The organism is Amantichitinum ursilacus (assembly GCF_001294205.1).
Taxonomy (GTDB): Bacteria; Pseudomonadota; Gammaproteobacteria; order Burkholderiales; family Chitinibacteraceae; genus Amantichitinum; species Amantichitinum ursilacus.
The window spans coordinates 128,218-153,490 of sequence record NZ_LAQT01000009.1 but is presented as its reverse complement, the minus strand read 5'-3'; the positions used below and the strand labels follow the sequence as shown (position 1 = coordinate 153,490).

Annotated in this window: 32 protein-coding genes; 18 read left to right on the top strand and 14 right to left on the bottom strand. The window is 59.0% G+C overall.

Annotation, left to right across the window (positions count from 1 at the left end; genetic code table 11):
* Positions 1–61: 61 nt before the first annotated feature.
* A complete protein-coding gene (locus WG78_RS12080) occupies positions 62–679 on the top strand; it encodes a DJ-1/PfpI family protein (protein WP_053938084.1) in 618 nt (205 codons plus the stop codon).
* Between the two features lie 78 nt (positions 680–757).
* Here WG78_RS12080 and WG78_RS12075 read toward each other — a convergent pair whose 3' ends face one another.
* The 3 genes from WG78_RS12075 to WG78_RS12065 form a co-directional block, all read right to left on the bottom strand.
* Complete coding sequence (locus tag WG78_RS12075; RefSeq protein WP_053938083.1) at positions 758–1,483, bottom strand: PEP-CTERM sorting domain-containing protein; 726 nt, start codon at positions 1,481–1,483, stop codon at positions 758–760.
* 135 nt (positions 1,484–1,618) lie between these two features.
* Positions 1,619–2,365 carry an SDR family oxidoreductase gene (locus WG78_RS12070; RefSeq protein ID WP_053938082.1) on the bottom strand — a complete coding sequence of 249 codons (747 nt, stop codon included), beginning with the start codon at positions 2,363–2,365 and terminating at the stop codon, positions 1,619–1,621.
* Positions 2,366–2,514: 149 nt separating this feature from the next.
* Positions 2,515–3,261 carry an SDR family oxidoreductase gene (locus WG78_RS12065; RefSeq protein ID WP_053938081.1) on the bottom strand — a complete coding sequence of 249 codons (747 nt, stop codon included), beginning with the start codon at positions 3,259–3,261 and terminating at the stop codon, positions 2,515–2,517.
* Between the two features lie 100 nt (positions 3,262–3,361).
* Here WG78_RS12065 and WG78_RS12060 point away from each other — a divergent pair, with 100 nt between their 5' ends.
* Positions 3,362–4,318: an AraC family transcriptional regulator gene (locus WG78_RS12060; RefSeq protein WP_053938080.1), complete on the top strand. Its 957-nt coding sequence runs from the start codon at positions 3,362–3,364 to the stop codon at positions 4,316–4,318.
* Here WG78_RS12060 and ypfH read toward each other — a convergent pair.
* Both ypfH and WG78_RS12050 read right to left on the bottom strand, forming a co-directional pair.
* On the bottom strand, positions 4,315–4,941 hold the full coding sequence (gene ypfH / locus WG78_RS12055; protein WP_053938079.1) for an esterase: 627 nt from the start codon (positions 4,939–4,941) through the stop codon (positions 4,315–4,317). The genes WG78_RS12060 and ypfH overlap by 4 nt on opposite strands.
* 59 nt (positions 4,942–5,000) lie before the next feature.
* Positions 5,001–5,405, bottom strand: a complete 405-nt coding sequence (locus WG78_RS12050; RefSeq protein ID WP_152969176.1) for a hypothetical protein — start codon at positions 5,403–5,405, stop codon at positions 5,001–5,003.
* On the opposite strand from WG78_RS12050, the gene WG78_RS22450 reads away from it, so the two are divergent.
* Complete coding sequence (locus tag WG78_RS22450; RefSeq protein WP_152969175.1) at positions 5,389–5,754, top strand: hypothetical protein; 366 nt, start codon at positions 5,389–5,391, stop codon at positions 5,752–5,754. The genes WG78_RS12050 and WG78_RS22450 overlap by 17 nt on opposite strands.
* Positions 5,755–5,968: 214 nt before the next feature.
* A complete protein-coding gene (locus tag WG78_RS12045) occupies positions 5,969–6,223 on the top strand; it encodes a SymE family type I addiction module toxin (protein ID WP_053938077.1) in 255 nt (84 codons plus the stop codon).
* A gap of 293 nt (positions 6,224–6,516) precedes the next feature.
* Here the strand turns inward: WG78_RS12045 and WG78_RS12040 are convergent, their stop codons facing one another.
* Entirely contained in the window at positions 6,517–6,828 is a 312-nt protein-coding gene (locus WG78_RS12040; RefSeq protein WP_053938076.1) for a hypothetical protein, read from the bottom strand.
* 144 nt (positions 6,829–6,972) lie between these two features.
* Entirely contained in the window at positions 6,973–7,299 is a 327-nt protein-coding gene (locus tag WG78_RS12035; RefSeq protein ID WP_053938075.1) for an ArsR/SmtB family transcription factor, read from the bottom strand.
* A 269-nt stretch (positions 7,300–7,568) separates the two neighbouring features.
* On the opposite strand from WG78_RS12035, the gene WG78_RS12030 reads away from it, so the two are divergent.
* Genes WG78_RS12030 through WG78_RS12020 form a run of 3 tightly spaced genes read left to right on the top strand, consistent with a single transcriptional unit; the run spans position 7,569 to position 11,498 of the window.
* Positions 7,569–8,279: a Crp/Fnr family transcriptional regulator gene (locus WG78_RS12030; RefSeq protein WP_236692029.1), complete on the top strand. Its 711-nt coding sequence runs from the start codon at positions 7,569–7,571 to the stop codon at positions 8,277–8,279.
* A gap of 48 nt (positions 8,280–8,327) precedes the next feature.
* On the top strand, positions 8,328–8,918 hold the full coding sequence (locus WG78_RS12025; protein WP_161805110.1) for a PAS domain-containing protein: 591 nt from the start codon (positions 8,328–8,330) through the stop codon (positions 8,916–8,918).
* A gap of 24 nt (positions 8,919–8,942) precedes the next feature.
* Entirely contained in the window at positions 8,943–11,498 is a 2,556-nt protein-coding gene (locus WG78_RS12020; protein ID WP_083458977.1) for a chemotaxis protein CheB, read from the top strand.
* A gap of 83 nt (positions 11,499–11,581) precedes the next feature.
* Here the strand turns inward: WG78_RS12020 and WG78_RS12015 are convergent, their stop codons facing one another.
* The 3 genes from WG78_RS12015 to WG78_RS12005 are packed head-to-tail and all read right to left on the bottom strand — an operon-like array spanning position 11,582 to position 13,204.
* On the bottom strand, positions 11,582–11,983 hold the full coding sequence (locus WG78_RS12015; RefSeq protein ID WP_053938073.1) for a hypothetical protein: 402 nt from the start codon (positions 11,981–11,983) through the stop codon (positions 11,582–11,584).
* 21 nt (positions 11,984–12,004) lie between these two features.
* Positions 12,005–12,634: a DUF2589 domain-containing protein gene (locus tag WG78_RS12010; RefSeq protein WP_053938072.1), complete on the bottom strand. Its 630-nt coding sequence runs from the start codon at positions 12,632–12,634 to the stop codon at positions 12,005–12,007.
* 33 nt (positions 12,635–12,667) lie between these two features.
* Complete coding sequence (locus WG78_RS12005; RefSeq protein ID WP_083458975.1) at positions 12,668–13,204, bottom strand: DUF2589 domain-containing protein; 537 nt, start codon at positions 13,202–13,204, stop codon at positions 12,668–12,670.
* Positions 13,205–13,557: 353 nt separating this feature from the next.
* Here WG78_RS12005 and WG78_RS12000 point away from each other — a divergent pair, with 353 nt between their 5' ends.
* The 10 genes from WG78_RS12000 (at position 13,558) to WG78_RS11960 (ending at position 19,366) form a co-directional block, all read left to right on the top strand.
* Positions 13,558–13,851 carry a LuxR C-terminal-related transcriptional regulator gene (locus tag WG78_RS12000; protein ID WP_053938071.1) on the top strand — a complete coding sequence of 98 codons (294 nt, stop codon included), beginning with the start codon at positions 13,558–13,560 and terminating at the stop codon, positions 13,849–13,851.
* Positions 13,806–14,033: a LuxR C-terminal-related transcriptional regulator gene (locus WG78_RS23090; RefSeq protein ID WP_161805109.1), complete on the top strand. Its 228-nt coding sequence runs from the start codon at positions 13,806–13,808 to the stop codon at positions 14,031–14,033. Before WG78_RS12000 ends, WG78_RS23090 begins: the two co-directional genes overlap by 46 nt.
* 77 nt (positions 14,034–14,110) lie before the next feature.
* Positions 14,111–14,761, top strand: coding sequence for a response regulator transcription factor (locus WG78_RS11995; RefSeq protein ID WP_083458971.1), 651 nt, complete (start codon positions 14,111–14,113; stop codon positions 14,759–14,761).
* 194 nt (positions 14,762–14,955) lie between these two features.
* Positions 14,956–15,492, top strand: coding sequence for a glycoside hydrolase family 108 protein (locus tag WG78_RS11990; RefSeq protein ID WP_053938069.1), 537 nt, complete (start codon positions 14,956–14,958; stop codon positions 15,490–15,492).
* 192 nt (positions 15,493–15,684) lie between these two features.
* Positions 15,685–15,942 (top strand): hypothetical protein, encoded by a 258-nt coding sequence (locus WG78_RS11985; RefSeq protein ID WP_053938068.1) that lies wholly within the window; start codon positions 15,685–15,687, stop codon positions 15,940–15,942.
* 11 nt (positions 15,943–15,953) lie between these two features.
* The gene (locus tag WG78_RS11980; protein ID WP_053938067.1) at positions 15,954–16,349 is read left to right on the top strand and encodes a hypothetical protein; all 396 of its coding nucleotides are present in this window, start codon (positions 15,954–15,956) and stop codon (positions 16,347–16,349) included.
* A 70-nt stretch (positions 16,350–16,419) separates the two neighbouring features.
* A complete protein-coding gene (locus tag WG78_RS11975; RefSeq protein WP_053938066.1) occupies positions 16,420–16,929 on the top strand; it encodes a putative adhesin in 510 nt (169 codons plus the stop codon).
* A 73-nt stretch (positions 16,930–17,002) separates the two neighbouring features.
* A complete protein-coding gene (locus WG78_RS11970; protein ID WP_053938065.1) occupies positions 17,003–17,515 on the top strand; it encodes a hypothetical protein in 513 nt (170 codons plus the stop codon).
* 33 nt (positions 17,516–17,548) lie between these two features.
* The gene (locus WG78_RS11965) at positions 17,549–18,541 is read left to right on the top strand and encodes a hypothetical protein (protein ID WP_053938064.1); all 993 of its coding nucleotides are present in this window, start codon (positions 17,549–17,551) and stop codon (positions 18,539–18,541) included.
* A gap of 3 nt (positions 18,542–18,544) precedes the next feature.
* On the top strand, positions 18,545–19,366 hold the full coding sequence (locus tag WG78_RS11960; RefSeq protein WP_053938063.1) for a bestrophin-like domain: 822 nt from the start codon (positions 18,545–18,547) through the stop codon (positions 19,364–19,366).
* Positions 19,367–19,617: 251 nt separating this feature from the next.
* Here WG78_RS11960 and WG78_RS11955 read toward each other — a convergent pair whose 3' ends face one another.
* The 3 genes from WG78_RS11955 to WG78_RS23250 form a co-directional block, all read right to left on the bottom strand.
* Entirely contained in the window at positions 19,618–20,709 is a 1,092-nt protein-coding gene (locus WG78_RS11955) for a ribonucleotide-diphosphate reductase subunit beta (protein WP_053938062.1), read from the bottom strand.
* Between the two features lie 62 nt (positions 20,710–20,771).
* Positions 20,772–21,329 carry a hypothetical protein gene (locus tag WG78_RS11950; protein ID WP_053938061.1) on the bottom strand — a complete coding sequence of 186 codons (558 nt, stop codon included), beginning with the start codon at positions 21,327–21,329 and terminating at the stop codon, positions 20,772–20,774.
* 325 nt (positions 21,330–21,654) lie between these two features.
* Positions 21,655–21,783, bottom strand: a complete 129-nt coding sequence (locus WG78_RS23250) for a hypothetical protein (RefSeq protein WP_269082665.1) — start codon at positions 21,781–21,783, stop codon at positions 21,655–21,657.
* A gap of 43 nt (positions 21,784–21,826) precedes the next feature.
* Between WG78_RS23250 and WG78_RS11945 the strand changes: the two genes are divergently transcribed.
* Positions 21,827–22,162, top strand: coding sequence for a four-helix bundle copper-binding protein (locus tag WG78_RS11945; protein ID WP_053938060.1), 336 nt, complete (start codon positions 21,827–21,829; stop codon positions 22,160–22,162).
* A 114-nt stretch (positions 22,163–22,276) separates the two neighbouring features.
* Here the strand turns inward: WG78_RS11945 and WG78_RS11940 are convergent, their stop codons facing one another.
* Entirely contained in the window at positions 22,277–25,210 is a 2,934-nt protein-coding gene (locus WG78_RS11940) for a PAS domain S-box protein (protein ID WP_083458969.1), read from the bottom strand.
* Positions 25,211–25,273 lie beyond the last annotated feature (63 nt).

The window sequence follows — 25,273 nt, the reverse complement described above, 5'->3', positions numbered from 1 at the left end:
ACATTGCTTAGCTGCGGCCGCCCCGCTACGCTGGCCACTCCCTCCCTGCCGAGCAAATGCCATGCACGTTGCCATCCTCACCTTTGAAGGCTTTAACGAACTCGATTCGCTGATTGCGCTGGGCATTCTCAACCGCGTCAAAAAGCCAAACTGGCGCGTGTCGATTGCCAGTCCAACTTCGCATGTGCGTTCGATGAATGGCGTAACGCTGCAAGCGCAAGCCACGCTGGCCGATGCCGTGCACGCCGACGCGGTGCTGGTGGGCAGCGGCATGCAGACGCGCCACGTGGTGGCCGACCCGGCGTTGATGGCGCAATTGCAACTAGACCCAACGCGGCAATTGCTGGGCGCGCAATGCTCCGGCGCGCTGATCCTGGCCAAGCTCGGCTTGCTTAACGACGTGCCCGCCTGTACTGATCTGACCACCAAACCGTGGGTGCAAGAAGCGGGCGTGCAGGTGTTGAACCAACCGTTTGTGGCGCATGGCAATGTGGCGACGGCGGGCGGCTGCATGGCGTCGCAATATCTGGCGGCATGGATGATTGCGCGCTTGCACGGCGTGGACGAAGCAATCAGCGCCACGCATTACGTTGCGCCGGTGGGCGAGAAAGACGAATACGTGGCGCGTATGTTGAAGAATATCGAGCCGTATTTGCAGACAGCATCCGTGGCGGCGTAGGTCGTTTGCAGGCTGAATCGGGACGTTAAAAAACCGGGCCGCAAGCCCGGTTTTGTTTTGGTCGCCTTCAGCCGTGCCTTAAGCCTTGCGTCGACGCGAACGCGTCACCAGTCCCACCACGCCCAAGCCCATCAGCGCCCAGGTTTCGGGCTCCGGCACCGGCAGCGGCAAGCCCGTACCGGGGTCCAGATTGTAGTGATGATCAGCCGATGCTGCGTCCAGATACCACGTCACCGCGTAAGTACCCTCGCTTAGATTCCATAAAATCTGACCCGACTTCGACTGTGCCGAATCGGGATCCAACACCGTAACGCCCGGGCCCGCGAACGGAATGTGATTACCGTTGGCCAGGCGCACAACGCTGGAGACGTTAATGCCATCGATACCGGTGGCAGGCACCGCACCTGCGACCGCCTCTGCATCGTAATCCAGCGCAAAGGTAGCGCCGCCTGCGCCCACGGTCACGTTCTGCACCACCTGGATATCGGCCTGACCCGAATGGTTGGCCAGCGTGCCCGCAGAAGCAACGACATGCTGCCCCGTGGTCGTGACCGAAAACTCGCCAACGTTGGCAATGGTTTGATCAAAGTGATCCGTGCTCCCAAAGTAAATATTTTCGGGATAAACATCGAAATCCCACAGCGCGGATGTGCTGTAGCTGGTGGACGTAACTGCGGCAGCACCGGTTAATGACCAGTCGACCGCAACGCTGGCGCTAAACGGATAGGTAGTGGCTTGGGCAGCGCCGGCCAACAGCAATGCGCCTGCAAGAATGGCAAGTCTGTGGTGCAAAGTGGATTTCATTTCTGGACTCACTAAAAGGTTGGAAGGGACCGGCCCGCGGGACGCCGATCCGAAAACAACTTCTGCTTGTCCACATAAGATAGTACAAATTTTCAAGTCAGCACTACGAAAGCCCACCCCCTTATCGGTACGCGATTACAGCTCCTGCCGCGTCGGCCGGAACAGCACTTCGTTGATATCCACCTCGGGCGGCTGGCTCATCGCAAATTCCACCACGCGCGCAAACGACCCGGCCGGAATGGCGTATTCGTCGTAAAACTTTTTGATGTTCTCGGCCACATCGGCTTCGCTGATGCTGGTAGGCAGGTCGGTATCGATGGCACCCGGCGAAATAACCGTGGTGCGGATGTTGTACGGTTTGACTTCCTGCCGCAGCCCTTCCGAGAACATGAGCACCGCCGCCTTGGTGGCCGCATACACGGCGCTGCCCGGTCGCACTTTGTGGCCTGCCACCGACGACACATTGATGATGTGCCCCGCCATTTGCGCCTTCATATGCGGCAGCGCTGCGCCGATGCCGTACAGCACACCCTTGATATTGACGTCGACCATCTGGTCCCAATCCGCCACTTTTTGCCGTTCCAGCGGCGAATGCGGCATCAAGCCCGCGTTGTTAAGCATTACGTCGATGCGGCCATAGGTTTTGACGGCCGTATCGACCAGGTTTTGCACCTGGGCAAATTGCGTGACATCGGTGACGATGGCCAGCGCTTTGCCACCCTGGGCATTGATCTCTGCGGCCAGCGCATTGATGCGATCAGCGCGGCGTGCGCCCAGCACCACGGTCGCCCCCAGGGCGCTGAGATGTCGCGCGGTCGCCTGGCCCAGGCCTGCGCTGGCGCCGGTTAATACCACCACTTTGCCTGCGATATTGCTGCTCATGCTGCGTGTCCTTTTGCGATGTCGAATAGATTGCGGGTTCGACATGCAGTCTAGAAGGCACGCACTGGCGCAACAATCCCGCGGCCGCCGCACAGACTGATGAGTGGGACTCAGCAATCTGATGGTGACCGCGGCATTGCCACGGCGGGTCAGGCAGCAGGCAACAGCGCCTGCGCATCCGCGCCACCGGCGATGCGCATTGGGCTGCCGGCATCAGTGGCGGCACGCCAGACTGCTTCCGCCACGTCTTTGGCGTAGGTCACCGGGCCTTCCGCCTTGGCCCATTCGGCAAAGATCGATTGTGCTAACGGCGCATACGCTTCTGGAATCGAACTCGACATGCGCCGCTGTGCGTTCTGGCCAAAACTGGTTTCCGGCGCGCGGCCCGGCAGCACGAGATGCGCACGGATGTTGAAGGGCTTTAATTCCAGCGCCAGCGATTCGGTAAAGGCATTCACCGCCGCTTTGCTGCCCGTGTACACCGCCAGCAAAGGCAGCGATTTAAGCGTGACGCTGGAGGTTACATTAATCACCACGCCCGACTGACGTTCGCGAAATTGCGGCAGTACGGCCTGCGTCATGGCGATGGTGCCGATGGTGTTGGTCTCAAAAATGTCACGCACATGGTCGATGTGCTGGCCTTCCAGCGCACCCAGCATGCCAACGCCGGCGTTATTGACCAACACATCAATCGGGCCAGCGGCTTGCACCGCGGCGGCGATGCTGGCGGCATCCGTTACATCCAGCGCCAATACGCGCAGACGCTCGGATTGGGGCAGCACGTCGGCGTTGGGTGTGCGCATGGTGGCGATCACATTCCAGTCGCGCTCCAGAAAATAACGCGCGGTGTCCAGGCCAAAGCCGGACGAGCAGCCAGTAATCAAAACGGTTTTCATTGCGGATACTCCAGTGGGTTAGGCAATGACGTAACAATAGCCCCCACTGGCCGGATTAACTACAATCAGGAATCCACCATTCTTTAGCCAGAGTCCGACAATGAGCGATCCGCTATCTGATGTTGTGGCGCTATTACAGCCCAACGCCACTTTCTCAAAAATGGTCAGCGCCAGCGGACCCTGGCGGGTAAGGCGCGAAGAAAGCGGCCAACCGTTTTATTGCTTGGTGCTGGCAGGCAGTTGCTTGTTGCAGGTGGACGGCCACGCGCCGGTAACCTTGCAAGCCGACGACTTTGTGCTGATCCCAGCCGCGCACGGCTTCAGCAATGGCAGCGTCGAACCCCTGCCCACCGATGCGCCCGCCACCGTGCCGATCGCGACGGGCGACGGCAAATTCCGCATCGGCCCCGAGACCGACCAGCCCGACGCCGTAATGTTGATCGGCCATTGCCAACTGGGCTCGCCCGACGCCGCCTTGCTGGTGTCGCTGCTGCCGCAACTCATCCACGTGCGCGCCGAAAAACGTCTGGCCACGCTGGTGCAACTGGTGGGCGAAGAATCACGCCAGGACCGCGCCGCGCGTGAGGTGATCCTGGCGCGACTGCTGGAAGTGCTGTTTATTGAAGCGCTACGCGCCACGCCCACCGCCATGCAACCGGGCCTGGTCAGCGGCCTGGCCGACGCGCGCCTTGGCGCGGCCTTGCGCGCCATGCATCAACATCCGGCGCAAGCATGGACCGTGGCGCAACTGGCCAAAGTGGCCGCGCTGTCGCGCTCCACCTTCTTTGAACGCTTTAGTCGCGCGGTCGGCGTTGCACCGATGGAATATCTGCTGTCGTGGCGCATGGCGCTGGCCAAGGATTTGCTGCGTAAACACACACTGGCGATCGCGGAAGTGGCCGAACGGGTGGGTTACAGCTCGGCCAGCACGTTTAGCGTGGCGTTTGCGCGGCACGTGGGATTGCCGCCGATGCGGTTTGCGCGCGGGCAACCGGCGCGTGGCACCCCTGCTGACGTTGCCGAATGGGATGCCACGCTGCCGCTAACAACGCATTAACCGGCCAGAATTTCCAGCAAACGCTGCAACACGCGGCCATCAATGCCGTGGCCCAGCCCGCCAAATACATCCAGCGTCGACACCGCGCCCAGCTTGCGTAATTGCGCATCCGCATCGCGCGCAAACTGCGCCGGGATTACGGGATCGTTGTCGCCATGCAGAAAATGGATAGCAGTGTGTGCGGGCGCATGTTGCGGCAATTGCGCAAACCGCCCCGCCATCGACACCACCCGCGCCGCCAACCCGTCGGCCACCTGCGTGGACTCCAACGCCATGATGGCGCCTTGCGAGAACCCCAGCAGCGTGGTGTTAGCGGCCGAAACGCCAGTGTGTTGCTGCCAGTGCTGCACGACCTTCACAAAATCCGGCATCGCCGCAGCAATGCGCGCGGGCCGCGAGGCCTCATCCACGCCTTGCACCGAAAACCACTGCCAGCCCTGGCCGAAGTCGGATTTGTGGGGAGAACGGATGCTGATCATCCATGCATCGCGATGGCCCGGCGCCAGGGCCTGACCCAGCGGCACCAGATCTTCGGCGCTACTGCCGACGCCATGGAACATCAACAAAAGCTTGGATGCCGCGTTGCCAGCGGCGGGTTGGTGCACAATCAGGGCGTCTTGCATGGAAAGCCACTCCGTTTTGAGAGAGAGCGATGACGGCTAGCGTAAAGGCATGCGTCGATTTACAACGCCACGCCCATCGCAAACACCGTCACCACGCGCTCGCCGGCAAACCAAAGCTGCACGCCGTCATCTTCATAGTCATAAACCTGTTGCGCCGGCTGGTCTTCATCCACCACCACCTTGTACGGCGCGCCGTCGGCTTTGCCGAGTACTTTGGTAGCGGTGGCCAGATCCGCGCCGACCAGGTTGACGTCGCGATACCAGAATTCGGCGTCGGACGAGATGCTTTCCACGGCGTCATCGCGCAGGTACACCGATAGCGAATCGCGTTCCAGCACCACCAGGCCCACTTCCGGCAGATAGCGTTCGGGGTTTTCGATAAAGCCTTTGGCTTTGAGGTTGGCGGCGTTTTCGCCAAATAAAACATCGGCGTAGCTGACGTCGGGGATGAACTGGGCGGTCATTGCGGTTTTCCTGAGGGTGCCTGCGCGCAGGCGCAAAGGCGTCAATGATACCGCCAACGCCGTTCTCAGATACTGCGCCGCATCGCCGCGCCACGGCCGTCGCGTGGCGGCCGCTTTCGGCGGCACGGCGTTGCGGGCCGCCGCCGGTAGCTGGCTCAACAGTTTTTGCAATCCGATATTGCGCGCAGGAAAACCCATCGGATCGCGTAATGCACGGTTTATGGATTTACTGAGATGGAAGCGCGGTTTAAAGCGTAATCATAAATACAAAAAAGGGATTTCATGCAATGAAACCCCTTTTGTGCTTTTGTCATTTAAAAACAAAAAAAAACGCTATCGAATTAAATAGATATGAGATTGAATGTTTACCCAAAAATCCATTTGAATTGAACGTTCGTTCTGTTAGAGTGATTTATCAATTCGCTTGAAGGCAAACCCGGATTGATATTTTCGTGCGCCCAACCGTATTGCCCAATGCAATACCGCATGAAGAGTAGCGCGAGCCAAACGTGTTCCTAGCACTTTTGACCCGCTAACCACAATCACTTAAGGAGCAAGTAACTATGGCTAAGGACGAGTATAAGTCACCCACCCGCTCGACTCAAAATATGATTCTGGTCACCGTCGAGGCCGAACACCCTGCAACGCTTTATCCCAAACTCGAAATTAAAGGCGGTCCATTACTGCGCGCTGGATTTGCGGTAGGAGATTTGATTCAGGTTTGCGTTTTGAATGGGTCGATTGTTTTGATGCCGCGTAAAGAGGCGGCAAATCAAAAAAATGTGGCCGATGTATTCAAAGGCCCTTTCGCGGTCTGATTTCCGTCCCCCACCATTGAGTAAGTGGCCGCGCCAGCGGCCACTTTAGCCAAGGCAACTCTTCGGTCGCTCGCCTTGGGCCTACAAGAACCACAGAGGCATTCAAACATCGTTGCATTCGATACAGCCAGACGTTCAATCAAATTGCAATTTGGCAACAATTCGATTTTGCTCATTCCATTTTATGGAATTGCCATGGCGGACGCGCAGTTTAAAGTCCGATTGATAAATACAACAACGGGGACGCCAATCATGGAAATCCCCATTTCGCTTTACCGCAGCCCCCCAACCTCTCACCCCGCAGGCGGAACAAACTCCCGACCATAAATAAACGGCACAAACGATCGCGCATGTCCACGGACCATTGGTTCCGTCTTGCGATACCGGGTCACAATTTCATCCAGCGCCGGTCCATCAACAGCGTCCACGCACAGCAGCACAAATTCTTTCCCTGCTATGCCGCCCAGCGCGGTCAGCAAGGCGGCATATTCGCGCAATTCCGCGCGTTGGTCTGATTCGTCCGGCGAGATGGTCGCTTGCCGCTGTCGCACCGATTTCAGTATGTATTCCAGTTGCGGGCGGCCAAGGTTAATCATTTCCAGCATGGGTTTTCTCCTGCACAGCGATCGTGGCGAACAGGTTGAAGTGCTTCCTAAAGGGAGCGGCTGAGGTAGTGGCAACTGCATCTGGCGCAGTGGATTTGGGGTGCGAATCTGACGGCGCGGCGTTAGGTGCAACCAGGCGCATCATTAATCCGCAAAGCCGCAAAACACATCCCGAAACATCGCAATCAGATCCACCGTTCTGCGGTCACTGATGCGGTAATAGATATGGTTTGCCTCACGCCGGGAAATTAAAACGCCCTTCTCGCGCATGCTGGAAAGATGTTGCGATATATTGGATTGAGTAGAGCCGACCAGATTAACGATGCCTTGCACATGAATCTCTTCGGCCTCGCCCAACATGCACAAGATCTTCAATCGCAATGGATGTGCCATTGCCTGCAAAGCCCGGCTAACCCGGTCAAGGTCTATGGGCTCTTCAATCAATTGTTCGGCCTGCGGCATTGAGGACATGAGGGGCTCCGGGGGTGTTTGGGCAGCAGCCTGGTGAACCCATTAGTATTCGCATTGATTACCCCGGTCTGTGCGCTACCGAACATAGCCTTGATTTCTTTGCCATCTGCCGTGTGGGCGAAGCAATGCGCCACGCAATTGATTGATGGGTACTACTGCCGCGATCACGGCCACGCCGAGCGGCGGGAGTTGCCCACCGAGGCACGCCGGGCGCAAGGATCAAACCTTGGCAAGGGCGGCCACGCGTTCACGGAGGGGCGGAGAGAAAAATGCATGTGGGCGCTGAAAAAAACGATTTATTAAACATGCTGGGTCCGGTGGAACGGGAAGCATGGCGCGCGCACATCGAACCGATGGATATGCTGGCGGGCACCATGTTGTGCGAATCGGGCGAATCGCCGGCTTATGTTTATTTTCCGGCCACCTGTGTGGTGTCGTTGCTGTACGCCATGGAAAACGGCGCTTCCGCCGAGATTGCCATGGTGGGGCGCGAAGGCATGATCGGCGTGTCGGTCATTATGGGCGGCGACAACACGCCGGCGCGTGCGTTGGTCAGAAATTCGGGCATGGCGTATCGCGTAAAATCGGCATTTGTTAAAGCAGCTTTTGGACGACCGGCCGTGATGCAGCCGCTGCTGCGTTACACGCAAGCATTGATTGCGCAAATGGCACAAACTGCGGTGTGCAACCGGCATCATTCGGTCGATCAGCAATTGTGCCGCTGGCTGTTGGCCAGCCTGGATCGTTTGCCGGGCAACCAGTTTTCGATGACGCAAGAATTGATCAGCAAAATGCTGGGCGTGCGGCGTGAAGGCATTACCGCCGCGGCGCTTAAATTGCAGGAAGCTGGATACATCAGTTATTCGCGCGGTCATATTACGGTATTGAATCGCGCCGGCCTTGAACGAAATACCTGCGAATGCTATTGGGTGGTGCGCAAGGAATATCAACGCCTGCTAGTGGATGGCAAAACTGATTGAGCTGAATATCTCACACCGTTTCTGATGTGTTTTATGGAGACCCTGAAAATGGCACCTCATATTGATTGGGACGCACGCAGGCAAGGCCAACGGCACGAGGCGGAGGCGATGGTGGCCAGCCTTTCTCCCCAGATCGACGTCGACCAGCCCAGCGCGGTGCTGGCGCACGAATTGCTGGTACATAAAATCGAACTGGAAATGCAGATTGCCGAATTACAGCAAGCTAATTCCGCGATTGAAGTCGCATGCGATCGTTATCAAGAGCTCTATGATGACGCGCCGTATGGCTACATTACGCTGGATACGCGCGGTGCCATCCTCGAAGGCAATCGCAACGCGGCCGCGCTATTGGGCAAGCCGATTGATACGCTCACGCAAACCAATTTTGTGGCGCTGGTGCTGGAAGCGCAGGCGGATCGTTGGCTGCGTTTTTTGCAGCAAATGAAGGAATCGAAAACCACAGAAAACGCGGATATCGTATTGCCACTGCATCAGGGCGATAGTGTGCCGCGCATTGTTTATATCAGTTGCCGTCGCGCTTGCCATGCGTTTCGTACCGACGCTTTGCGTTTGTCTTTGACCGACGTTAATGCAATCAAACAGGCCGAGGCAGAGATGTTTCGCTCTACATCGGATTAATGATGCGCTTTGCAAAGTTCGCCTATGTCTGACCGGATTGCGCAACGCCGCACTGCCGCTAATTTAACGCATCGGGTCCGCATTGCCGCGCTGGGTTGCTCCGCGGGCGGCCTGGATGCCCTGATCAAATTTCTGTCGCATATGCCGGTGGATACCGGCATGGCCTGCGTAATCGTGCAGCATCTCGCGCCCGACCACGTCAGTGCCCTGCCTGAAATCCTGCAGCGCTACACCCGCATGCCGGTGCAGGAAGTCAGGCACAACACGCGGGTCGAAGCCAATCACATTTACGTGATTCCGCCGGTGCAGGATCTGGAGATCGTCGATGAACATCTGCATTTAAGCGCACCGGTCGAACGCGCTGGACTGCGCTTGCCCATCGATCGCTTTTTTAAATCGCTGGCGCAGGCGCGGCAGAAAGACGCCATTGGCATCGTGCTGTCCGGCATGGGCAGCGATGGCACCGCGGGCCTGGTCGCAATCAAGAATCAGCAAGGCCGCTGTCTATCGCAAGACCCCGCGACCGCCAGCGCCAGTAGCATGCCGCTTAGCGCCATTGCCGCTGGCGTGGTCGATACGGTGGCCGCGCCCGAGGCCTTGCCCGCACAACTGCTTGGCCACGCCGCCAGCGCCCCTGTCGCAGCGGCAGAGGCCGAGCCCGTTAGCGACGCCAGCCCGTCAGCAATGGCGCAGATTATTGAGTTGCTGCAACGGCATTGCCACAACGATTTCTCGCTGTACAAACCCAACACGCTGGAACGCCGTGTCGAACGCCGGGTGGCTCTGCATCGTTTTGAGAGCATCACCGAATACGCGCGCTGGCTGGGCACCAATCCGCATGAAGTGGAATTGCTATACAAAGAGCTGCTGATTGGGGTGACGCATTTTTTTCGTGACCCGGAAATCTGGGAATATCTGCTCGACGAAGGCTTTCCCGCTTTGTTTGCGCGCTCTCCGCAAGGTAAATGCATCCGCATCTGGGTGGCGGCGTGCTCCAGCGGCGAAGAGGCCTATTCGATGGCCATCCTGTTTGCCGAGGCGCTGCGCAAATCCCGGCCTGCCGCGAAATTCACTTTGCAAATCTACGCCACCGATCTCGATATCGACGCGGTCAACCGTGCGCGCAAAGGCGTGTTTGCGCGATCAATTACCAGTGAGGTTTCGGCCGAATATCTATCCCGCTATTTTGTCGAACAGCCCGATGGCTATCGAATTAAAAAAGACATCCGTGATTGCATTGTCTTTGCCACGCAAAACCTGATTTCCGATCCGCCGTTTACCCGGCTTGATGTGCTTAGTTGCCGCAATCTGCTGATTTACTTCAATCCCCAATTGCAGAAAAAACTGTTCCCGCTGTTTCATTACGCGTTGAATACCGGCGGTTTGCTGGTATTAGGCAGCGCCGAGACATCGGGCAATGCAGCCCATCTATTTGCGCCTGTGCGCAGCCGCCTGCGCATTTTCTGGCGGCAAGACCAACCGCTTTCTTTTTCTGAACTGGTTTTTCCGGACAGAAAACCGGAGTTCTCGCCCGTGCACCCGCCTTCCACCCATTCGAACGAGCATATGGCCACTGAAAATCTGGGCGCCCTGACCGATCAACTGATCCAGCAAACCTATGCGCCGCCTGCCGTGCTGGTTAACGCGGATGGCGACATTCTGTATATCAGCGGGCGCACCGGCGCTTATCTGGAGCCCGCCGCCGGCAAGGTCAGCATCAATATCCACGCCATGGCGCGCGAAGGCCTGCGTGAAGCGCTGATCGGCGTACTGCCGCGCGCACAACAAGCCGTGGGGCCTATCCTGCTGAAAGGCGTAAAGATTGCTTCGGAACGCCGCAGCGTGGTTGTCGACATCACCGTCAGCGCCATTGAAAAACCCGCGGCTTTGCGTGGCCAATTGATTATCGTGTTTCGCGAGGTGCCCGCTGCCCGGCGCGGCAAAAAACAGGACCTTGCCGCCGCTGCAGGCCAGGAAGAACTACAAACCGAACTACAACAAGCGCGCGAAGCATTGCAGCACTTGCGCGAACAAATGCAATCGTCGCTGGAAGAATTGCGCTCCACCAATGAAGAACTGCAGTCGGCCAATGAAGAATTGCAATCCACCAACGAAGAACTGACCACGTCAAAAGAAGAAATGCAGTCAATGAATGAAGAACTGCAAACGGTTAATGCCGAAATGCAATCCAGCGTGGATGATCTTAATGAAGTTAAAAACGATCTGACCAATCTGCTCAACAGCACCGAAATCGCGACGATTTTTCTGGATAATGAACTGCGCGTGCGCCGGTTTACCTCGCATGTTTCCTCTTTATTCAACCTGATCCAGAGCGACATTGGCCGCCCTTTATCCGACATGACCAGCATGCTGGAATATCCAGAGCTAAAGCCGGATGCCAAAGAAGTGCTGCGCTCGCTGGTGTTTCAGGAAAAACAGATCAGCACCGTGGATGGCCGTTGGTTTCGCGTGCGGATCATGCCCTACCGCACGCTGGAAAACCTGATTGATGGCGTAGTGATTACGTTTATGAACATCACTGAGTTGCATCAGTTAAAAGCCAAGCTGAGCAATGAATAAGGCGTAATAGCCTGCGCAAAAGCCCGCTCTCACGAACGGGCTTTTGCGTTACTGCTTACCGGCCGCCAGCACGGCCCACCGGATCACTCAATATCATTGCCTTCCGGCATTGCATTCAGCTCGTGATTGGCCACGGTTCTGATTTTGGCCCAGTCAAACTGAAACCGGTTAAAGACCTCAGGCGATACAATCCAGCGCCGCGTGCCGTCATCCAGCAAATACACTTTGCCTTCGCCCTCACCCTTGATCAGCGCCGCATCGTGGCCCAAAGGCCGCCCTTTGTGCACGTCACCCACGACGGGCGCATGTTGCTGCGCGGCGTCGTTGATAAACAGCGCATGCCATGCATTCAGGTTGGGGATCAGGCGCAAGCCGTTATCCAGCGACAGGTAAATGGCGCCATTGCTTTCATCCTTGATCTGGCGGCCGCTGGGCAATGCGTCATGAAACGGCAAATTGCCGATGATGCTTGCAGGATCAAACATGGCGTTATCTCCTCAAGCTCATCACTGCACTTGCACCGGCGCAGCCACCTTGCGCGGTGCCACGCTGCTTTGCAGGATATCCAGCACGCGCGACAAGCCTTCCGGCATGCCCTTGTCTTCGGCGTGCACGGCCACGGTGTACTTGGCCGAGTTGTCGGAGGTCCGCGTGTTGTCTTTGTGCGAGGAAACCGACCCTTGCACATGCACCTTGGCTGAGAACACCCCCCAGTTCACGCTGGCGTCCAGCGAGGCGGACATCGTGGAATCCTCGGAGGTGTGCTCGGCAAACGAAGACTTCACCTCCATCTCAAAATTGACATCCACGGTGGTAATGCTCAGCGCGGGCACTTTAACCAGCGCCAGCAGCGGCACCTCCATTTCCACTTCTTCTTCGTAAAAATCGCCGGGCTGCGCCGTGGCGGGGCGGTCTACCGGACGCTTGAACCTGAAGCTTGCGGTACGGGTGATGGGTGTGCCGGGGGTGCCCGCTGCGGCGGCGGGGTCCGGGGCAAAGCCGATCAACTGGATGAAGTCAGACGTCGCACGCGCCAGTTTGACCTGGGCATCGCACGCGGCGGTAAGCGGGGCGCCGATCAGGTCGGCCATAGGCAGACCTTTGAACTGCGCAGACATATTGACGATATCAGCCATTTTGTTACTCCTGCTTTTTAAAGGGATTGAGGGTTATGCAACGGGCCGGGGGGCGGCGGCTTTGACCACGCCCTGGGTTTGCGCCAGCTGGTTGGTCAGCTTGGCCATGCCGGCCGATATTTCTGTGCTATGCACCACCACCTTCAGATGTACTTTGCCGACCGATTGCTTTTTGCCGGGCTGCGCGTCGATTTGCACCGTCTTGCGCGGGGTGCCGTCGTTCCACGCGGTGTCGCCCGTGCCGGCGCTGGTTGGTGCGGCAGCGTTGCCGGTCTGCGGCTCGTTGCCCAGTTCTCCCAGCTCCACGTCAAATTCAATTTCCACTTCACGAATCTGCAAGGGGTTGGCGGGCACCAGCGCCAGCAGTGGCGCACGGTAAAAATCTTCTTCCCCCTCGTCAGCCCCAGGCGTCATGGAAGGCAGCCGCACCTGCACGCTGCGCGGACGGTTGTCTTCGTCAAAATAGCCGCTCAGGTTGGCCAGCTGATGTTGTTCGATCTGGTCTTGCGCACCAATCACCGCGCCCGACAATGCGGCCAGCAGATCTTTAAGGGTGAGGGGAGTTGCCATGTGGATGCCTCTGAAGGTTATGGACCATCACCAGGTTGCTGATGGCCTTTGCAGCATGGCTGCCCCCCAATGGCATTTAAATCAGTGTTTTTGATGGTGCAGCCAGGTGAAATGCCGATTCGCCCGTCTGCTTGGTCAGGCCGTGCCAGAGGGCGGTCTGACCTGGCTTTATGGCAAAAACAGGCCTAAGACGGACGGGGCCCAAAGCCCGCAATGCACTGTGTCTGGCCAGTGCCGGCGGCGCTTGTTTGATTGCCGTTATTTAACATGCCCACTATGCCTTGCCTTGCCGTGGCTTACCGTTGCGGCCCGCCTGCCCCCGCGCCTGCCTCCGCCCGGAGCTGGCCCGCCTGATGCCTGCACGCACCATCAAGCACTCTCCCCATCCGCCCTCAGCAAGTGACACGCCGGGGCCCGACCACGCCGCCAATCTGGCGGGCCTGAGCCCCCGCGAACGCCAGGTGGCGGCCGCCTTGTACGAAGGCCTCAGCCTGCGGCAGATTGCCCAGGGCAGCGCGTCCAGCATTGAAACGCTGCGCAAACAGCGCGCCAGCGTATACCGCAAACTGGGGGTAAACAGCCTGGCCGGCCTGCGCCAGGTGTGGGCGCCGCAGCCCTCTGTTTTTACCCGGCCCTCGCCGCATTAACGCCGCGTGAGCGACAAGTGGCTCTGCATATCCTGCGCGGCGACCACACCAAAACCATTGCGCGCGCATTGGGTATTTCTGTGGGCACTGCCCGCAAACACCGTGAAAACCTGATGCGCAAACTGGGGGTCAATCATGCGGGCCAATTGGCCGCAAAGGTCGCGCAGTGGCCCCTCGCCTGATACGACAACAGGGGTATTGCTGTGGCGATCCGGGCTATCCCAATATAAGCGGCGTCTACATTACCGATGATTTCACCATGCTTGCTATTTCAAAAAGAATATTGGAACACCCGTTGATTCTGGTTGATCATCGAGAGCTGGTGCGAGAAGGCTTGTCGCGCCTGATTAACGAGCTGGCCGATATCTCATTGGCGGCCCAAACCGGAGACGGTCTGGCTTGCCTGCGGCTGGTGGAGCAAATCCAGCCCGATGTGGTGGTATGCAGCGCACAGTTGCCAGGCATGACGGGCATAGAGCTGATGACCCGTCTGCGCGACATGCACCCTTCCCCACGCACGGTGCTGGTGGGCGGGCAGGAATCGCATGACTGGGTCAACCACGCAGTGCGCGCCGGTGTCAGTGGCCTGGTCATGCAACGCGATTCTTCCAACGAATTTCTGGCGGCCATTACCGCAGCCAGAGACGGTCGGCTGTATTTAAGCAGTATCGCCAATGCCTTGTTCTCGGGCCACAGCGGCGGCGCCACATCCGCCTGCCTGACCCCGCGCCAGCGAGAAATCCTGCACTTGTACGCCATGGGCCAAGGCACCAAGCAAATTGCCTACGGCTTGGGGCTGAGCGTAAAAACCGTAGCCACCCACCGCGAGCAGATTCTGGCCCGCCTGGGCCTGCGCAACACCACCGACCTGATCCGTTACGCCATCCGCGAGGGAATGATCGAGCTGTAGCGACCTGACCAGCGCCTTGTGCATTGCCGCAGCCTGCGGCGTCAGAACGACCGCTTTCATGGCGCATTCAGCACACCCGGAGATTAGCTGAGAGCAGCTAGCCAAAAGGCTGAGAGCGCCACCGGCAAGCCCCTGCCTAGATTGGGCTGAGCGCATTGCGACCCGCGCGATGCACTCACCCCACGAGGCATGTCATGGCACAACTTGATCTGTTTTTTAAACACTTGCTGGAATTTGAAGGTGGCTTTGTTAACAACCCCGCCGACCCCGGCGGCGCCACCAACAAGGGCATTACCCTCGCCACTTTTCAGATACACGCCCAGCCGCTGCTGGGCATTCCGCCCAATCTGGCCAACCTGAAAGCACTGACCGACGAGCAGGCCTTCAAGATTTACAAAGCGGCTTATTGGGACGTGCTGCATGGCGATGAAATACCCGACCAACCGCTGGCAGAAATCCTGTTCGACTTCTACGTCAACGCCGGTGGCAACGCCGTGCGCCTGCTGCAAAAGCTGCTGAATGAAAAGCCCACGGGCGCAATGCTGAATGCCGACGGCCTGTTTGGCGCCGCCACGCTGAAAGCCTTACTGGCGGCGGAGCCGGTTGATTTGTACCGGCGCTACAAAGCGGGCCGCAGAGCCTACTACCAGGACCTGGCCGCGCGTCGCCCGGCGCTCGCCCAATTTCTGAAGGGCTGGCTGCGCCGCACCGACAGCTTTGCTGACCGGTAACCCACGCCAGGGCCATCGGTAAAACACCTGGCACTCGCGCAAAAAACACTGATTTCTGCGCCGCAATCCGCAGGCCATGCTGCAAAGGCCACCACCCGCAAGCCGTGGCCCAACCCTGGCAGCCCGCAACGGCGCTCATCCGCAATCACTGATTTGCGGCTCTTTAACCGCGAACCCAAAGGGACGCACGTCATGCTTGATCTAACCGAAGTGCGATTCGTCAAGCGCATTGTGGTGGGCAGCGACAACCCTGCCCGTATCCGTACCCGTGACGAAGTGGCTGAGGCAGAAACCTTGCTGAACCGCTGCCTCACCGATTCGCCACGCGGCAGCATTCTGGCCGTGGAAAAGAGCTTTACCGTGCTGCAGGTGAACGAGCACCAGGTGGTGTTGCAGTGGTTGGTTTATCACGTCGGCTTTAGCCGTCGGCCCGTCTGGCTTGTGGATTAAGGGGCGACAGCATGCGCAACGTAATCACCCTGCAAGACCTGCTGACCGCGCTGTACGACAGCATGCTGGCCGCTCGCGCCACGCCGCGATCCGAGTCTCACGATGCCCCCGCCCCTCGCGCTGTAGAACGCGCCCGTCGCATTTTGCAAGCGGCTGGCGCGGCGTCACATATCAGCGCCACCGCCTACGACATCAGTGAAATGAAGATGCGGTTTGACTGCGAGCTGTATCAGCGCAACGGCAAAACCGGCCTGCAAATGCGCCGCACCCGGTGGTGGCGCAACCCGCCCAGCCTGCCCGTGGAAATACGGCTTTACGGCAGCCAGCCGCTCAAAACCGACGTATTGATCGGCGGCCATCTGCTTAAAACCATTGCCGGGCGGCCGCTGGGCAAAGCCGGAGGGTAATGCGGCGGTTGTGGAGCCACAACGCCCTGCCCATCCCATCCAGTCCCATACATTCAAGAGGTAAACAGAAATGGCTATTCAAGTAAGCAATCAGGACATCGTGGCCCTGGGCCATGGTTCTTATGAAGGCGGCGCCAAAAACTTCACCCTGCCCGCCGGTGTTGATCTCTACATCCTGCAGCCCGTGGGCTACACGCTAACCACCGGCGTGGCCGAGGCGCTGATCGGGCAACGCGCCATCGACAAGCTGTACCTCAGCCATTGGCAACAAGGCACCAAAAAATGGGGCCCGGCTACCGAATGGGAACCGTCGCCCGCGTTACCGGGCGGTAGCCTGGCGCCAGACCTGACTTTGTACCCGCTCGGCGATCTGGCCGACTGGGGCAAAAAGACCATCGGTGGCCGTACCAATGTGGTGCTGACGGATCAGCAAATCTCGCTGAGCGAGCTGCTTAAAACCAATGCTGCAATCCAGGCCGCCATCAAGGCGCAAGTGGCCAAGGGCGGCAAGCTGAAGCTGTACTGGAGCGCGTGCGCGGCGCAGATCAGCGGCAGCCGCGCTCATATTTCCGCCGACTAAGCCTGGACCGCGTTGGGCCTGACCCACGCCCTTGCAGCGCCCGCGTTGCAAGGGCTCTTCTTGAGGTTACATCATGAAAAACCGCTATCTGTTTTTGCTGGACCACGCCGAAGCCAGCCGCGCCCGTCAGCTGTTTGGCCGCGCGCCAACACGCCGCCCACAGCCTGGCTTCAGGCTATGGCTGCTCCTGGGCACGCTGATCGCTGCCCTGCTGGCCCTGGCCGCCACCACCAGCCATGCGGCTGAAACTGGCCCGGTTTATCAGGGCCAGCTGCTCTACAACGGCACCCAATACTGGCTGACCTACAATGCCAGCGGCAAATTGCCGTGGGTGAACATCACGGCGGGCAGCGATTGCCGGCTGGATGCGCTTAAAGCTGCCACGCCGCGCCCTATCCAGGGCAAAGACGGCAAGACCGTGACGGCCAGCCACTACGGGTCGCTCTCCAGCAACGGCGGCAAGCCATGCGCAGCGCTGGCGCAGGGCGCATTCGACCTCATCCCCGCCGCCAGCGGGCCCGGTGTGCTGCGATTTATGACCCAGACCGGCACGCCGATTGCCGATGTCCAGCTAACCGCCCCGTAATAGCGACGACACAGCGTGCCGAGGATGCCCGCCATGTTATTCAGCGCTATCGCCAACGCCCAGGCCCAACGCGTGGCCGCCAGTCGCAGACCGCTTCCCCAGCAGGTTGAACTGGAATGTGAAGCCATGGTGCGATACCTGCTACAGCACGGCATGCCCGTGGCCCCGGAGGGCGTGGCGCGGCTGGTGGCGCTGACGACGGACCAGCCCGTTCTTACCGCGCAACAAAATGCCGAGCTGGTGCACTTGCATCAAAAGCTGGCCCGCGCGGTGGCGCCCGCCACGCCCCAGGGCATTACCGTGCTGGACCAGGAAAAGCTGCGCGCCAGCCCGTGGTCCTGGTTGGGCCCGGTGCCACTGATACGCCGGTTAACGCTGAATGCGCTGGCGTTTTTGCTGGGTGTGGTGCTGATCGGGTTATTTCCGCAAGTAACCGAAGCCAACATGGATGCCGGCCTGCTGGGCTCATCGGGCTGGGTGCTGTTTGTAAACATGGCCTACCTGCTGAGCTGTGCCGGGCTGGGTGCCGCGTTTGCCACGTTGTTCCAGGCGCACCGCTATATCGCCGATTGCAGCTACGACCCCAAATACGACGCGTCTTATGGCGCACGGCTTATCCTGGGCGTGATTGCCGGATTGATTATTGTGGAAATGCTACCGGCCGGGCTGTTTGAAAGCGGCAGCATGGCCAACTTTGGCAAACCGGCACTGGCCATGCTGGGCGGCTTTTCTGCGACGGCGGTGGAGCGCCTGCTGCAACGACTGGTGGATACCCTGGAAACCCTGGTGCGCGGCGACGGCGCGGCCCAACTGCAAGCCGGCCTGCGGACCCAGCGTGCGCAGGGCGCCGCCGAACGCGTACAAACCCAGGCCGATCTGGCCGCCCGCATGCTGGCCTTGCAGACCCTGCTGGACGCAGGCACGCCGCCCGCGCTGATCCGCGAACAAATGACCGCGCTGATCCAGTCATTGCTAAGCACCCCGGACGCCGCAGCCTCTGACGCCACCGCGAGCACGGAGCAATAAATCATGGACTTTCTTTACAACTTGTCGGGCGTGCTGGCTGGCCTGCTGGTGGTCTGCGCCACCGTGCTGGCCGCGCTGCTGGGCTTTGCCCTGGTGCGCCGCCTGCGTTTGTCGCACCCCGATGCGGAACAACGCGCCATGACGCTGACCATGGTGTCGATTATCAGCACCATCAATTCACTGTTATTGGCTTTTGCTGCGGTAAACGTGCTGGACGCCTACGACAGCACCAAGCGCATCGTGGCTGCCGAAGCCGCCTGCGCCGGAGAACTGGCGCGCGATCTGGCCGCGTTTGATGCCAACCCTGCGGATCTGGCCGCAAGCACGCTGCATGACTACCTGCTGCGCGTGGCCACTGCGGAATGGCCGGTGATGGAACACGAGGCCAGAGCAGACCCGTCCACCGAGCGCTTGTTTGGCGTGCTGTTTGACCAGACCACCCGCCTTACCCCCACCACCCCGCGCCAGACCGCTTTGCTATCCGAAATATTGATGCGCCTGAACGAACTGGCCAAATGTCGCCAGCAGCGCTTGCTCTCGCTGGAAGCCCACTTGCCCGTCACACTATGGGTGGTGATGCTGGCGGTCAGCGCGCTGAGCTTTGCGGTGCTCTATACCCTGCCCGGCACGCACTTCAATACCTTCTTGATTGCCGGCTGGGCCGCAACCCTGGGCCTGGCGTTCTTCTTTGTGCTGGCCGTAGACCGCCCTTTCAACGGCGCCGTGCGTGTGAGCAACTTGCCATTTACGCTGACGCTGGATGAGCTGGGGTTGGTCCAGACAGGCCTGCGGCACGGAACGATGGGGGTGGGCGAGGCTCGGTGACCGTGGCGCTGGATTGCATCCACGCGCTAACGCTGTAGCTGGCTTATAAAACAGGTTTGGCACTACGCCCGGTGGCTTTCAGCGCAGTTTCAAGGGATGCGGCGAATAAAAGTGCGAATAAGCGCTTCGCGCCCCACTCGAGCCGACGCGGCAACAGAAATGAAAAGCCCCGAAAATCTTCGGGGCTTTTGCGTTCAATCGTCCGCTAAGCATGATTGACCGACTAACTTGATCGCCCGACCGGGCAACCCTCAATCCCAGCTCAGCGCCCCACCCGTTTGATATTCCGTCACGCGCGTCTCAAAGAAATTCTTCTCTTTCTTCAAGTCAATCATTTCGCTCATCCACGGGAACGGATTGGTCACGCCCGGGAACAATTGGTCGAGGCCAATCTGTTGCATACGGCGGTTGGCAATAAAGCGCAGGTATTCCTTGAACTGGCTGGCATTCAAACCCAGCACGCCGCGCGGCATGGTGTCTTCGGCGTAGGCGTATTCCAGATCCACTGCTTTTTTAAACAGTTCGGTAATCTCGGCCTTGAAGGTTTCAGTCCACAATTCCGGGTTTTCTTGTTTGATGGTGTTGATCAAATCAATACCAAAATTGCAGTGCATCGATTCGTCGCGCAGGATGTATTGATATTGCTCGGCTGCGCCGGTCATTTTGTTCTGGCGGCCCAGCGCCAGGATTTGCACAAAGCCGACGTAGAAGAACAGGCCTTCCATGATGCAGGCAAACACGATAATCGAGCGCAGCAGGGTCTGGTCGGTTTCCAGCGTGCCGCTCTTGAATTTCGGGTCGGTCAGCACGTCGATAAACGGAATCAGGAATTCGTCTTTATCGCGGATCGATGCCACTTCTTGATAGGCGTTGAACACTTCGCCTTCGTCCAGGCCCAGGCTTTCCACAATGTATTGGTAGGCGTGGGTATGAATGGCTTCGTCAAACGCCTGGCGCAGCAGAAACTGGCGGCATTCCGGCGAAGTAATCTGGCGATACGTACCCAGCACGATGTTGTTGGCGGCCAGCGAATCGGCGGTTACAAAAAAGCCCAGGTTGCGTTTGACCAGACGACGCTCGTCTTCGGTCAGGCCGTTCGGGCTTTTCCACAGTTCGATGTCGCGCTGCATGTTTACTTCTTGCGGCATCCAGTGGTTGGCACATTGCGCCAGATATTTTTCCCACGCCCATTTGTGTTTGAACGGCACCAGCTGGTTGACGTCGGTCGTGCCGTTAATCACGCGTTTGTCAGCGGCGCGCACGCGGTTGCTGGTGTTTACGCCTGCGGGGGCGGCGTCGCTGCTGTGTTGCGGGGTGGCGATGTCGTCGTCAAAGTTCAGCATTGTGGTTGTCCTGTTCGGGGCGCGCGGGGCGCGTTTGTAATCGATAAAGAAAAGCGTTGAATCTAGTGCGCCGCCGTGGCGGGCACCTGCAGCGGTTGCAACGGCAGCCGCTGGATGTTGCTGGTGTCCGGTACTTTCCAGATCACCTTGATATGGTTCATGTCGCGCGCAGTGCTATCGACGATGGCAACACTGGGTTGGTAATTCAGTTTGGCGTGGATATCGCCCAGGTACACCACCTGGCCCGCGCGCACATCAAATTGCTGGTTCAGCGGAATGTTCACCACATGATTGCTGAAGATGATGGTGTCGCTGCCGTCGTGCCAGCGCGCCCACACCGACGGCAACACATAGTGGCCCGGCGTTAACGTCAGCAAATGCAGCTTGCCGATGGCGTCCGGGATATCGCCCGCATCGCGGATAAAGTCCGTCATGGCCTGGGCAAAATATTCGTGCGTGCCGTCGGGGCCTTGCAACACAAAGCTGACGTTGGCGGTGTCTTTGTCCCAGCTATCAAATGTCAGCGCCACAATCGCGTAGGCCTTGCCATCGGGTGGCGTCATCTGGCCGCTGCCGGACATCATCGGCGCGGTGCCGCACGCGGTCACCAGCGCCAGCAAGCTGATGGCTGCGGCGCCTTGTGAACGCGTTTACGCCAGAGAACGCTGAAAAGATCACCCATCCGTCGCTTGAACATCGTGTAGTTCCTGTTAAGCCCGACCCGGTTCGACCCGCTGTTACCGCGTTGGTTTGGCATCTCGTCATCTGCCGCCAGCCATAAGCGGCCTTGCAATGCAGCATTTCCAGATCGCCAACAACGGGGGCAAAGATAGCATATCTAGTGCGACGTGTTAAAGCCGAACACTAGATGTAGTGATTGAATGGTCACACCCACCCTACCGGGTCCGCTTTGCGGGGGCCGTATTATATGCGGGATTGCGCCGCTTAGGGCACGCGTTGGACTACGGCGGGCGTGAGCGGCATGCCCCCACGCGCCAGCGCATGGCGTGCGGTAACGGCGCGGATGACTGACGTGGCTATCAGCGCGGGCGTGACGGTGATGTCAAAACGCATACCCGAGAATAGCGGCGACGATTCCGGCAATCAGGAGACTGCAATGGCTCAAACCAGTTACGCCGCCTGCATACTGGCGTGTTATGGCTGCGCCCAGGCGTGCGATCAGTGCGCACAAGCGTGTCTGGATGAAGAGGACATCAAGATAATGGCTAAATGCATCCGGCACGATATCGATTGCGCCGAGGCCTGCCGCTTTGCCGCCGCCCTGTTGGCGCGTCATAGCGGGTTTGCGGTGGAAGCGTGCGAATTGTGTGCGTCGGTTTGCGATGCTTGCGCCGCGGTGTGCGGCCAGCACGACGCTGACCACTGCAAGGTATGCGCCGCCGCCTGCATCGTGTGCGCCGACGCCTGCCGCAGCATGACGGTGGGCGGCTGATGTCGCCGCGCGCCCACACTCCGCGCCGCCTGGCCTGGCGCAAAGACGGCACGCCGCGCGGCGATGCACCTCTCAACGCGCCCGATGCCGCCGCAACAGGCGCCGAGGCGACCGCTAGCGCAGCAGCTGCCCCAACGGCTCCGGCCGATGGTACAGATAGCCCTGGGCGTAATCGATGCCCATATCGCGCAGCATGGAAGCGGTCTCTGCGGTTTCAACAAATTCCGCGACCGTCGCTTTGCCGACCGCACTGGCGATCTCGCGAATACAGCGCACGGTGGCTTGATCGACCGCGTCGCTGGCCAGCTCTTTAATAAACTGGCCGTCGATTTTCAGCACATCCACCGCCAGCGATTTCAGATAACCAAAGCTGGCCGCGCCGCTGCCAAAATCATCCAGCGCAAAGCGGATGCCACGCGCTTGCATGGCGGCGATAAAGTCATTGGCCTCGCGCATATTGGTGATGGCGGTGGTTTCGGTAATCTCAAAGCACAGCTTGCTGGTATCCACCTGATTGCGGTCGAGGTAATCCACCACAAAGCGGTGAAACGCGCGGTCACCAATGGATTGACCAGACAAGTTCACCGACAGCGTATCCACCAGGCTTAAATCAGCGCTGGCCATCGCTTCGCATACCTTGCGCACCACCCAGCGATCAATACGGCTAGCCATATGAAAGCGCTCCGCCGCGGGCAGGAAAGCGCCCGGCGGCACGATGCTGCCATCGGGCTCGCGCAAGCGCAGCAGCACTTCGCAATACAACGCGCCGGTGGGCGTGCTCAGCGGCGTCAGCCGTTGGGCGTACAACTCAAAATGATCTTCGTCGATGGCTTGTTCCAGCCGCGCGGCCCAATGCGTTTCCACCTGGCGGCTATGCAGGCTTTCATCGCTTTCCAGCCACATCTGCACGCGGTTGCGGCCGGCCTCTTTGGCGGTATAGCAAGCGGTGTCGGCGGCATGGATGACGGCGGCGGCGCTGGCCCAACTGGCATCTACCCGCACCAGACCGATGCTGGCGCCAATGCGAAAGCGCTGCTCATCGTGCATAAAGCGGAACTGGTCGATCAGCTCCACCATCTGTTCGGCAATGCGCAAGGCTTTATCCACCGCGCAATATTGCAAAATCACACCAAATTCATCGCCGCCCAACCGCGCCAGCGTATCGGTGGTGCGCACGCAGCTTTGCAGCATGCTGCTCACCTGGCGCAACAACTGGTCGCCCACGCTATGGCCACAAGCGTCATTAACCACCTTGAACTGATCCAGATCGATATACAGCGCCACGTGCTCGCCCTCGCCCGCTTTGGCCTCGTGCAGTGCGCGGTGCAGGCGCATATCAAATTCGCCGCGGTTTAACAGGCCCGTCAGCGGATCATGCGCCGCGCGGTAGGTCATTTCGCTGGTCATCTGGCGTTGCCGCGTTACATCGCGGAACACCAACACCATGCCGATCGATTCTTGCTGGTCGTTCAGCAAAGGTGCCATGTTTTCTTCGATGTCGTACTCAGCGCCATCGCGCGCAATCAGCACCGTGCCTTCGCGCGGCACACCGGGCAAGGCATAGGGTTTGCTGTGCTCGGCGGTCAGCTTGAATAGCTGGCTCAGATGCTGGCCGATGGCGTCGCCATTGCTCCAACCGGTCAGGCGTTCGGCCACCGGGTTCATATAACAAATCTTGCCGTCAACATCGGTGGTAATCACGCCATCACCGATGCATTGCAGCGTGACGCGCAGGCGTTCGTTCTGCTCGGCCAGCTCGCGCTCAAACCGTTTTTTCTCGGTGACGTCCTGCATGATGGCCAGCGAATGCCAGGCTTTGCCTTCCACATCGCGTTCCAGCCTCGCGCTTAGCAACACATCAATCACGCCGCCATCTTTGCGCTGATATTGATAATGCACATCGTCGCAACGGCCGTTCTCAAACAAGCCGGGGATGACTTGTTCGCGCGCCTTGATGCGCGATGCCGGCGTCAGAAATTCCCAGGTGTGGCGGCCAATCACTTCTTCGCGCGCATAGCCCATATGCGCCAGCCAGGTATCGCTAACCGTAATCAGCCGCGCCTCGGCATCCATGGTGTGCATCATCGCCGGGGCAATGTGGTACAGCATCTGGTGGCGCGTCAGCGAGCGATTCAATTCCTGATCAAGGCGTTTGCGTTCGCCCACATCGCGCGCAATTTTGGAAACGCCAATCACGCGGCCATGCGCATCCCTGATGGCCGATAAGGTAATCGCCACATCCAGCCGCCGGCCGTCTTTATGCAGGCGCACCGTTTCAAATTGCGAAATCGAGCCGTGTTGCAATACATGGCGGATCAGCATGCATTCTTCCTGCACGCCGTCAGTGGGAAACAACATGGAGATATGTTGGCCCACCGCTTCTTGCGCGGTATAGCCAAACAGCTTTTCGGCGGCCAGATTCCAGTGATGAATAATGCCGTCCAGCGATTTGCTGATAATGGCGTCGCTGCTGAAATCAACAATCGCGCGATAGCGGTCTTCGCTATCCATCAGATCGCGGCTTAAAGACACGCAACGTTCGCGCTCTTGCAGGCAATCGCTCACGATCTGCGCCAGGCATTGCAGGATATGGCGTTGGCTATCGGTTAATTGACGCGGCGTCTGGTCGATCACGCACAAGGTGCCAGGGCGCGCACCATCGCGCAGCGTAATCGGCGCGCCCGCGTAAAAGCGAAAGCCTAGCGGACCGGTAACCAGTTCGTTATCCGCAAAACGCGGGTCTTGCGTGGCGTCGTTGATTTCAAAGACGCCGCCGTGCTCGATGGCATGGGCGCAAAACGAGATATCGCGCGCGGTTTCGCTCACGCCTTCAAGGCCATAGGTCGATTTGAACCATTGGCGTTCTTTATCCACCAGACTGATCAGGCTGATCGGCATGCCACAGATTTCAGCGGCAAGGCGCGTGACGGTATCAAACAGCGCCTCCGGGGCGCTATCCAGTACATTCAACTGGTTTAACCGCGCCAGCCGGATGACTTCGGCCATCGCTTGATCAACCACCGTGGAATAAGTTGGGGGAGCACCCATTGTGTAGCCCCGCGCCGCAAGCGCTTATTGATTTGATTAGGCGCAAGGATACTGACCGGATGG

Coding starts and splice junctions, on each gene's coding strand:
- WG78_RS12040 (WP_053938076.1), bottom strand. CDS start 6,828: ATGCTGGAAATGATTAACCTTGGCCGCCCGCAACTGGAATACATACTG.
- WG78_RS11970 (WP_053938065.1), top strand. CDS start 17,003: ATGAAAAACCGCTATCTGTTTTTGCTGGACCACGCCGAAGCCAGCCGC.
- WG78_RS11965 (WP_053938064.1), top strand. CDS start 17,549: ATGTTATTCAGCGCTATCGCCAACGCCCAGGCCCAACGCGTGGCCGCC.
- WG78_RS12060 (WP_053938080.1), top strand. CDS start 3,362: ATGAGCGATCCGCTATCTGATGTTGTGGCGCTATTACAGCCCAACGCC.
- WG78_RS12030 (WP_236692029.1), top strand. CDS start 7,569: ATGCATGTGGGCGCTGAAAAAAACGATTTATTAAACATGCTGGGTCCG.
- WG78_RS12015 (WP_053938073.1), bottom strand. CDS start 11,983: ATGTTTGATCCTGCAAGCATCATCGGCAATTTGCCGTTTCATGACGCA.
- WG78_RS11940 (WP_083458969.1), bottom strand. CDS start 25,210: ATGGGTGCTCCCCCAACTTATTCCACGGTGGTTGATCAAGCGATGGCC.
- WG78_RS12070 (WP_053938082.1), bottom strand. CDS start 2,365: ATGAGCAGCAATATCGCAGGCAAAGTGGTGGTATTAACCGGCGCCAGC.
- WG78_RS12010 (WP_053938072.1), bottom strand. CDS start 12,634: ATGGCTGATATCGTCAATATGTCTGCGCAGTTCAAAGGTCTGCCTATG.
- WG78_RS12000 (WP_053938071.1), top strand. CDS start 13,558: ATGCCTGCACGCACCATCAAGCACTCTCCCCATCCGCCCTCAGCAAGT.
- WG78_RS22450 (WP_152969175.1), top strand. CDS start 5,389: ATGAACTGGGCGGTCATTGCGGTTTTCCTGAGGGTGCCTGCGCGCAGG.
- WG78_RS11975 (WP_053938066.1), top strand. CDS start 16,420: ATGGCTATTCAAGTAAGCAATCAGGACATCGTGGCCCTGGGCCATGGT.
- WG78_RS12005 (WP_083458975.1), bottom strand. CDS start 13,204: ATGGCAACTCCCCTCACCCTTAAAGATCTGCTGGCCGCATTGTCGGGC.
- WG78_RS11980 (WP_053938067.1), top strand. CDS start 15,954: ATGCGCAACGTAATCACCCTGCAAGACCTGCTGACCGCGCTGTACGAC.
- WG78_RS12035 (WP_053938075.1), bottom strand. CDS start 7,299: ATGTCCTCAATGCCGCAGGCCGAACAATTGATTGAAGAGCCCATAGAC.
- WG78_RS12045 (WP_053938077.1), top strand. CDS start 5,969: ATGGCTAAGGACGAGTATAAGTCACCCACCCGCTCGACTCAAAATATG.
- WG78_RS11955 (WP_053938062.1), bottom strand. CDS start 20,709: ATGCTGAACTTTGACGACGACATCGCCACCCCGCAACACAGCAGCGAC.
- WG78_RS12050 (WP_152969176.1), bottom strand. CDS start 5,405: ATGACCGCCCAGTTCATCCCCGACGTCAGCTACGCCGATGTTTTATTT.
- WG78_RS23250 (WP_269082665.1), bottom strand. CDS start 21,783: ATGCGTTTTGACATCACCGTCACGCCCGCGCTGATAGCCACGTCAGTC.
- WG78_RS12020 (WP_083458977.1), top strand. CDS start 8,943: ATGTCTGACCGGATTGCGCAACGCCGCACTGCCGCTAATTTAACGCAT.
- WG78_RS12065 (WP_053938081.1), bottom strand. CDS start 3,261: ATGAAAACCGTTTTGATTACTGGCTGCTCGTCCGGCTTTGGCCTGGAC.
- WG78_RS12080 (WP_053938084.1), top strand. CDS start 62: ATGCACGTTGCCATCCTCACCTTTGAAGGCTTTAACGAACTCGATTCG.
- WG78_RS12025 (WP_161805110.1), top strand. CDS start 8,328: ATGGCACCTCATATTGATTGGGACGCACGCAGGCAAGGCCAACGGCAC.
- WG78_RS11945 (WP_053938060.1), top strand. CDS start 21,827: ATGGCTCAAACCAGTTACGCCGCCTGCATACTGGCGTGTTATGGCTGC.
- WG78_RS12075 (WP_053938083.1), bottom strand. CDS start 1,483: ATGAAATCCACTTTGCACCACAGACTTGCCATTCTTGCAGGCGCATTG.
- WG78_RS11985 (WP_053938068.1), top strand. CDS start 15,685: ATGCTTGATCTAACCGAAGTGCGATTCGTCAAGCGCATTGTGGTGGGC.
- ypfH (WP_053938079.1), bottom strand. CDS start 4,941: ATGCAAGACGCCCTGATTGTGCACCAACCCGCCGCTGGCAACGCGGCA.
- WG78_RS11960 (WP_053938063.1), top strand. CDS start 18,545: ATGGACTTTCTTTACAACTTGTCGGGCGTGCTGGCTGGCCTGCTGGTG.
- WG78_RS11990 (WP_053938069.1), top strand. CDS start 14,956: ATGGCACAACTTGATCTGTTTTTTAAACACTTGCTGGAATTTGAAGGT.
- WG78_RS11995 (WP_083458971.1), top strand. CDS start 14,111: ATGCTTGCTATTTCAAAAAGAATATTGGAACACCCGTTGATTCTGGTT.